6 protein-coding genes and 2 pseudogenes are annotated in these 6,416 nt (G+C 67.3%); 3 read left to right on the top strand and 5 right to left on the bottom strand.

From position 1 onward, the window contains the following. Together ACFVIU_RS38970 and ACFVIU_RS38965 are read right to left on the bottom strand one after the other, a co-directional pair. Nucleotides 1–121 (bottom strand): transposase (locus tag ACFVIU_RS38970; protein ID WP_385848511.1); only part of this gene is annotated, 121 nt, incomplete at its 3' end. A 611-nt stretch (nucleotides 122–732) separates the two neighbouring features. After that, nucleotides 733–1,470, bottom strand: coding sequence for an SDR family oxidoreductase (locus ACFVIU_RS38965; protein WP_385848509.1), 738 nt, complete (start codon nucleotides 1,468–1,470; stop codon nucleotides 733–735). A 207-nt stretch (nucleotides 1,471–1,677) separates the two neighbouring features. Between ACFVIU_RS38965 and ACFVIU_RS38960 the strand changes: the two genes are divergently transcribed. Both ACFVIU_RS38960 and ACFVIU_RS38955 read left to right on the top strand, forming a co-directional pair. Further along, nucleotides 1,678–2,484 (top strand): helix-turn-helix transcriptional regulator, encoded by an 807-nt coding sequence (locus tag ACFVIU_RS38960; RefSeq protein ID WP_385848507.1) that lies wholly within the window; start codon nucleotides 1,678–1,680, stop codon nucleotides 2,482–2,484. A gap of 501 nt (nucleotides 2,485–2,985) precedes the next feature. Then, the gene (locus ACFVIU_RS38955; protein WP_385848506.1) at nucleotides 2,986–3,330 is read left to right on the top strand and encodes a hypothetical protein; all 345 of its coding nucleotides are present in this window, start codon (nucleotides 2,986–2,988) and stop codon (nucleotides 3,328–3,330) included. Between the two features lie 106 nt (nucleotides 3,331–3,436). On the opposite strand, the gene ACFVIU_RS38950 is transcribed toward ACFVIU_RS38955, so the two are convergent. From ACFVIU_RS38950 to ACFVIU_RS38940, 3 genes and pseudogenes are all read right to left on the bottom strand, one after another. Next, complete coding sequence (locus ACFVIU_RS38950) at nucleotides 3,437–3,904, bottom strand: SMI1/KNR4 family protein (protein ID WP_385848505.1); 468 nt, start codon at nucleotides 3,902–3,904, stop codon at nucleotides 3,437–3,439. A 26-nt stretch (nucleotides 3,905–3,930) separates the two neighbouring features. After that, nucleotides 3,931–4,304: pseudogene (locus tag ACFVIU_RS38945) on the bottom strand (hypothetical protein). A 28-nt stretch (nucleotides 4,305–4,332) separates the two neighbouring features. Then, a complete protein-coding gene (locus tag ACFVIU_RS38940; protein WP_385848504.1) occupies nucleotides 4,333–5,202 on the bottom strand; it encodes an IS5 family transposase in 870 nt (289 codons plus the stop codon). 117 nt (nucleotides 5,203–5,319) lie between these two features. Between ACFVIU_RS38940 and ACFVIU_RS38935 the strand changes: the two are divergent. Beyond that, nucleotides 5,320–6,302: pseudogene (locus tag ACFVIU_RS38935) on the top strand (IS5 family transposase). Nucleotides 6,303–6,416 lie beyond the last annotated feature (114 nt).

Raw genomic sequence — 6,416 nt, 5'->3', positions numbered from 1 at the left:
TGTAGACCATCCCGTTGATGACCTGCCGGTCTTCCACCCGCGGCCGCCCTGTGGCAGCCCGCGGTATCAGCGGAGCGAGTAACTCCCACTCTTGATCGGTGAGTTCGTGACGGCGTACCACTCAACCATGATCCACCATCTGAGGATCTTTGAAGACGGACCCTAGGCCGCGTCGTCGGAAGGCGTGGTCACGGCCCCAGGGTAGACACAAAGCCCGCTGCCGCGCCCCCGGACTCCCTCGCGGACGCCTGGAGCACCACGCCGACCACGGCCGCGCCCGACTCGCTCCCGGCTGCGGCCGCCGGCCCGGGTGACGCCTCGCCGGCGGCGACGTCACGGCCGGGCACGGCCCGGGTCGACGACGACCAGGCGGTGGGACTCCGCGAGGCCTACGAGCGCCACCTGCCGGACATCACCATCGCCGCCCTGCGCTACGCCCGCGCCAACGACCGGACTTTCCCCTAGCCGGTCGACAAGCGCGGCACCGCACTCCTTTACCGCGTCGGCGACCTCAAGAAGTGGGCCCGCAACCGGCCCCGCGCCGCATTGGGGACCACCGACCTCGACTGACCTCCCCGGCCTGCGCGAGCAGCTTCAGGTGCTGCTCGCCTCCGCCGCGCTGATCGGCATCAGCGCGGACGGCCGGGCCATTGCCGTCGACATCGACGCCGCCCCGCACCGTCGTTTCCACTCGGGCCCCACCGGCCAGCGGGCCTTTGTTGCCAGGGAAGGTCAGCTCTGGGCGGTGGGCCGGACGACGATGTCGTTCACGTCGACCGCGGCAGGCTGTTCGATCGCGAAAGCGATGGCACGGGCGATCGCGTCGGGCGGGATCGCGATGTCGTCCCGCATCTTCGTGATCTCTGCTCTGACCTGGCTGTTGGTTGACGCCTCGGCGAAGTCGGTCGCAGTCGCACCAGGTGAGACGGTGGTCACCCGCAAGGACTCGCCGGCTTCCTGGCGCAGTCCTTCGCAGATGGCCCGGACGGCGAACTTGGTGCCGGCGTAGACGGCCATGGTCGGCACGATGCGAAACGCGGCCGTGGAGGCGGTGGTGATGAAGTGGCCGGTTCCCTGCGCCCGGAAGACCGGCAGCGCGGCGCCGATCCCGTGCAGCACGCCCTTCACGTTGACGTCGACCATGTGGTCCCACTCCTCGACGCGCAGATCGTCGAGAGGCGATATGGTGCCGACTCCGGCGTTGCTGACGAGTACGTCGAGTCGGCCGAAGCACTCACTGGCCAGCGCGACCAGGGCATGCAGGTCGTCCCGCCGGGTCACGTCGGTGCGGATCTGTACGGCCGTGCCACCTGCCTTCTCGATCCGGGCCACCAGTTCCGCCAGGCGTTCGGACCGGCGTGCGCCGAGGACGAGTCGCGCGCCGCGTTCGGCGAGCAGCAGCGCGGTCGCCTCGCCGATGCCACTGCTGGCTCCCGTGATCGCCACCACTTTGCCCTTGATTGCGGACATGAGTTGTCCTCTCCGTCTTCGGCACCGGGGCCGGGCGGCAGCGGTTCCTGGAGGAGCGTCCGCCAAGCCGTTGCGCACCGGACAGCCGGGTGCCGGTGTGACCGTGTGAGGCCGTCGGTCATGCTGCGGCCCGTGCTCGCACACCAGTCTCCGATGGCCTTAGCCTGGTATCCAGACCGTACTTATTCTGGAACTGAAGGTGCCATCATGCCCGCGCACCGGGACCAACGCCGGCAGCTGAGTGAATTCCTGCGCAGCCGGAGAGAGCGCCTGACTCCTGATGAGGTGGGCCTGCCCCAGACCGGCCGCCGTCGGACTCCGGGACTTCGCCGAGAGGAACTGGCACTGCTGGCCGGAATCAGCGCCACCTGGTACACCTACCTGGAGCAGGGGCGAAAGATCCGCGTCTCCGAACAGGTACTCAACGCCCTGGCCGCGGCGCTGCGGCTCGACCGGCACGAGCGCGATCATCTTCTCCAGCTTGCCGGTCACGCGCCTGCGGCCGAAGCCGAGGAACGCGAGCCGCTAACCGCCGCGGCGGGTGCCGTCCCCCTGCTGCTCCAGCCGAACCCGGCATACATCATCGGCGGCAACTATGACGTCCTCAGTCACAACCAGGCAGCCCACGAGTTGTTCCCGAGGCTCATCACCGAGGCGGACCGGCCCGCCAACTTCGCCCGCTGGGTGTTCCTCGAACCGGTGGCCCGGGACGTTCTGGTCGACTGGGAACCCGAAGCACGCGGCCTGCTCGGCCGACTTCGGACGCTAGCGGCACGCCATTGCGGCGACCCGCGGTACACCCGACTGATCGAGGACCTGAACGAGGGCAGCCCGGAGGTGCGGGACTGGTGGCCGCAGTACGAGGTGCAGGCCCGGCACAGCGGTCGCAAACGGCTACGACACCCGCAACGGGGAGCGACCGATTATGCGTACACCGCTTTTCACCTGGCCGAACAGCCGGAACAGACGCTGGTCGTCTATGTCGACAGCAGCGAACTGCCTACGGGAGCGTAGCCGTGACCGGCGAATGACGGAGGATGCCGGCGGCAGTACCGGCGCTTACGGTACGGCTGCGGACGACCAGCGGCTGCGCGCCGAGCAACTCCTGGACAAAGGGGCGGACGACCAGCTGGTCCGTCGCGTGACACTGCGGGGTGCGCCGGGTTCCACAGCCCGGTGGCTTGCCCTCTCTCTCCCTGCTGGTCCTTGTCGGGGTGCTGTCGGTGACGAGCTGGACCAGGGGGCGCCGGCGGTGTCCTGGAGATCGAGGATCTGGGAGGCCCCGGTCGGGGGCCGTCCCACGGTTCCGACAGCTCCGGGAACGCGTCGGCTGTCCACGTCCTCCGCCACATCCGCGAAGGCACCGCCAAAGAGACTTCGTGTCATTTAATCACCTAATTCGGAAATGGGTAGGCCGTGGGTGTCCTTGCTGCGGTCTTGTTGGCATGCACAGGGAGATGGTTGGCTCTTCGAGGTCTACCCGCTGGGGGCGGGTATCAGAGCTTGGGAGTCCATATGCAACTCGTCCGCAAGCTGGTAACAGGAGTGATGGCGGCCGGCATCGCCACCACCGGCTTCATCGACGCAACCCCGGCGAATGCCACGGTCGTGAACTCCACGTGCAACCTGTCGAGCGTCGTCAATATCAACGCCGGCCAGGACTGCTACGTCTGGGACGGCAACAAGGCCACCGGCTACGTGGGCGGGATGTACATCGTGGGTGTCTATCAGGTGTGCTCGGATAGCTACACGGGCTGGGTGACGGACGTTAACGGATTCACGTACAACTTCTATCGAAACAGGTGCAATAACCAGATTAACGGGGCGATTCTGACGTCGATCACCTTCACCGGCAACTGAGCCCGAATCCACCGAGTGATCTTTCGGGGGTCCGTTCACGTGCCCGGACGCTCCGGACGGCCAGGTGTTTGCCGTCGAGTGGCGCTGAGCGCGAGAGCGGACTGCGTCAGCGGCAGAGCTTGTCCAGGTCCTCCGAAAAGGACGGGAACTCGGCCTGTGCCTCGGTGATGATGTCCCGGGCGGGTCGGCGCGCCGTGGTGGCGTGGCGCTCGGCGAGCTCGGTCAGTGCCGGGTTCGGTCGCGCTCCGCGCTGCTCGTACTCGACGACCTCCATTGGGCCGAGGCCGTCGGCCAGCAGCCACAGGAAGTCGGACAGGTTTCCGGCCACGACGCCACGCTCGCCCTCCGAGCCCAGGAACACCACGGGCTGTTCGGCGAGGGGCCGGCCCAGGCGCACACGCCACAGGGCGACGAGGCCGCCGGTGCCGTCCTGTCCGAAGACCCGGTAGGCGCCGCCGTCCAGTTCATGGTTGCCGGTCCAGTTGCGGAACCAGTCGGTGGTCTCCTCGGCGGAGTCGAAGGCGTCGTAGGGCTCGAAGTCCACGCCCTCGCCGTCGTCGTAGTCAAACTCCACCTGGGCGACGGCGACTAGGTCGTGTTTTAGAAGTCGGTGACCTGTCTGGTTGGCCGTCCGGGGAAGTGGCGGGCGGCCATCCAGATGGTGAGGTCGCGGGCGATGTCGTTGATGCTCGTCGCCGTGGTGACCTCGTGCTCGTGGCGGGAGGCGTCGCGGCGGACGATCTCGTAGCCGCCTTCGTCCAGGACGGCCACTGAGGCGAACCACACTGGATCGTCCTCGTCGGGCTGGACGACCACGAAGGTGTTGTCGGAGTCGTTGAGGTTGCTGATCATCATGAACAGCGCGTCCTCAGAGGGGTCGTCGATGCGGTCGCCGTTCTCGCTGTCGGCACCGTAGTACTGAGCCCCCATCGTTGCCTCTCCCTCGCCCGGTTCACCCTGGTCGCGGTCAGCATGGCACGTCGAACCGACCGCTCAAGCCGGTCATAACCATTCGCCGATCGCGGCGATCAGAACGGTGGCTTCGAAGCGGACGGCGAGTTTGTCGAACCGGGTGGCGACCGCCCGGTTGCGCTTGAGCCGGTTGATCCCGCATTCGACCGCGTGCCGGGCCTTGTAGTCCTCGCGGTCGAACGCCGGAGGCCGCCCGCCGGCCTTCCCGCGCCGTTTGCGGTTGGCGGCCTGGTCGGCGGGCTCTGGGATCGTGCAGCGGATTCCCCGCTTGCGCAGGTAGGCCCGGTTGGCGCGGGAGGAGTACGCCTTGTCGCCTCGCACTCGCAGTGGGCGGACACGGGGACGGCCGGGTCCGGTGCGGGGAACTCGGATGCCTTCCAGGATGGCGGCGAACTGAGGACTATCACCACGCTGACCTGCGGTGACCAGCAAAGACAGCGGCCGTTGGCCTTGTTCGCAGGCCAGATGGATCTTGGTGGTGAAGCCTCCTCGGGAACGGCCCAGACCGTGGTCGTCGGGCTCCGTGCGGGTGCCGCCCGGCGGTTCTTTCTGGGCCTGCCCGTCACGGCGGGCGCCTGCGGCATGCTGATGGGCCCGGCAGATCGTGGAGTCGACGTTGACCTCCCACGTGATCAACCCTGCCGCATCCGCCCGAGCCTGCAGCCCGGTCAGCAGCACAGGCCAGGTGCCGTCACGTTGCCAGCGGCGGAAGAGTCCGTAGACCGTCTGCCACGGCCCGTACTCCGACGGCAGATCCCGCCACGGAGCACCAGTTCGTACCCTCCACCGGATCCCGTCTATCAGCTTCCGCAGCCCCAGCGACGGCCGACCCAACACCGCGACCGGCAGCAACGGCTCCAGCACCGCCCACTGTTCATCAGAAAGATCCCCTCGCCCCACATCGAGATCATCACGGCACGGGACGAGGAACGGAGCCGACTTTCAAAACACGCGCTAGGGACCGTCTTCAGTTGTGATCAAGTTCGGCGGTATCTGCCGATCCGGTAGGACTGTGGTGTGACGCGTACGCAACTGACCGACGAAGAGTGGGAGTTCATCGGGCCATTCCTGCCGGTCGGCAGGTTCGGCCCGTACCCCGAGCGGCTGCGGGATCAGTTCGAGGGCGTGATCTGGCGGTTCCGCACCGGCAGTCAGTGGCGGGAGATGCCCGAGCAGTTCGGCGCCTGGCAGACCATCTACAACCGCTTCATGTGATGGCGGGAGGCGGGCGTTTTCCAGGCCCTGCTGGAAGAGGCGATCGCCGAGGCCGCCCGCCGGGACGAGATCGACATGTCACTGGTCAGCGTGGATTCCACAACCACGCGGGCTCATCACGACGCAGCCGGCATGCGGGTCAGTGAAGAGACCCTGGCCGCGCTCGAAGAGGCGGCCTCGCAAAAGGGGGAGCGTCCGAGGAACAAGGCGGACAGGACGGAGAAATCGATCCGGTCCGCGCCGAACGCCGACGCATCCGCTTACGACGGCGGGCCCGGCTCAAGGCCGCCCTGCTCGGGCGGTCCCGCGGCGGGCTGACCAGCAAGATTCACCTGGCCGCTGATCGGCGCTGCCGGCCGATGGTGCTCCTTCTGACCGCCGGACAGGCCGCCGACAGCCCCCAGTTCGTCCCAGTCCTGAGCAAGGTGCGGGTCCGTCTGCCCGTCGGTCGTCCCCGCACCCGACCCGCCGCCGTGGCCGGCGATAAGGCCTACTCCTCCCGCGCCAACCGTGCCCACCTGCGCAAACGCCGTATCGAGGCGGTCATCCCCGAGAAGAAGGACCAGGCAGCCAACCGCAGAAAGAAAGGCAGGCGGGGTGGCAGGCCGGTCACCTACAGCGCCGATCTCTACCGCGATCGCAACACGGTCGAGCGGGCCATCAACAAGCTGAAGGACTGGCGAGGCATCGCGACCCGCTACGACAAGAAGCCCGAAAGCTACCTCGCCGGACTCCATCTCCGCGCAGCGACCATCTGGATCAGCAGCCTCCTGAAAACCGATTGATCACAACCGCAGACAGTCCCTAGTACTCCAGTCAGATTTCGTGTCCTGAGCTGGTGGTTGTCGTTGTCCGGGTATGGAGGCGATAGCCGAAGTCGACCAGTGGCAGGGTGAGTT

Source organism: Streptomyces sp. NPDC127190 (assembly GCF_042672505.1).
GTDB lineage: Bacteria > Actinomycetota > Actinomycetes > Streptomycetales > Streptomycetaceae > Streptomyces.
This window is presented reverse-complemented; position numbering and strand designations above follow the sequence as displayed.

Excerpts from the sequence above, each read along its gene's own strand:
- ACFVIU_RS38965 (WP_385848509.1), bottom strand. The coding sequence starts at position 1,470 with ATGTCCGCAATCAAGGGCAAAGTGGTGGCGATCACGGGAGCCAGCAGT.
- ACFVIU_RS38955 (WP_385848506.1), top strand. The coding sequence starts at position 2,986 with ATGCAACTCGTCCGCAAGCTGGTAACAGGAGTGATGGCGGCCGGCATC.
- ACFVIU_RS38960 (WP_385848507.1), top strand. The coding sequence starts at position 1,678 with ATGCCCGCGCACCGGGACCAACGCCGGCAGCTGAGTGAATTCCTGCGC.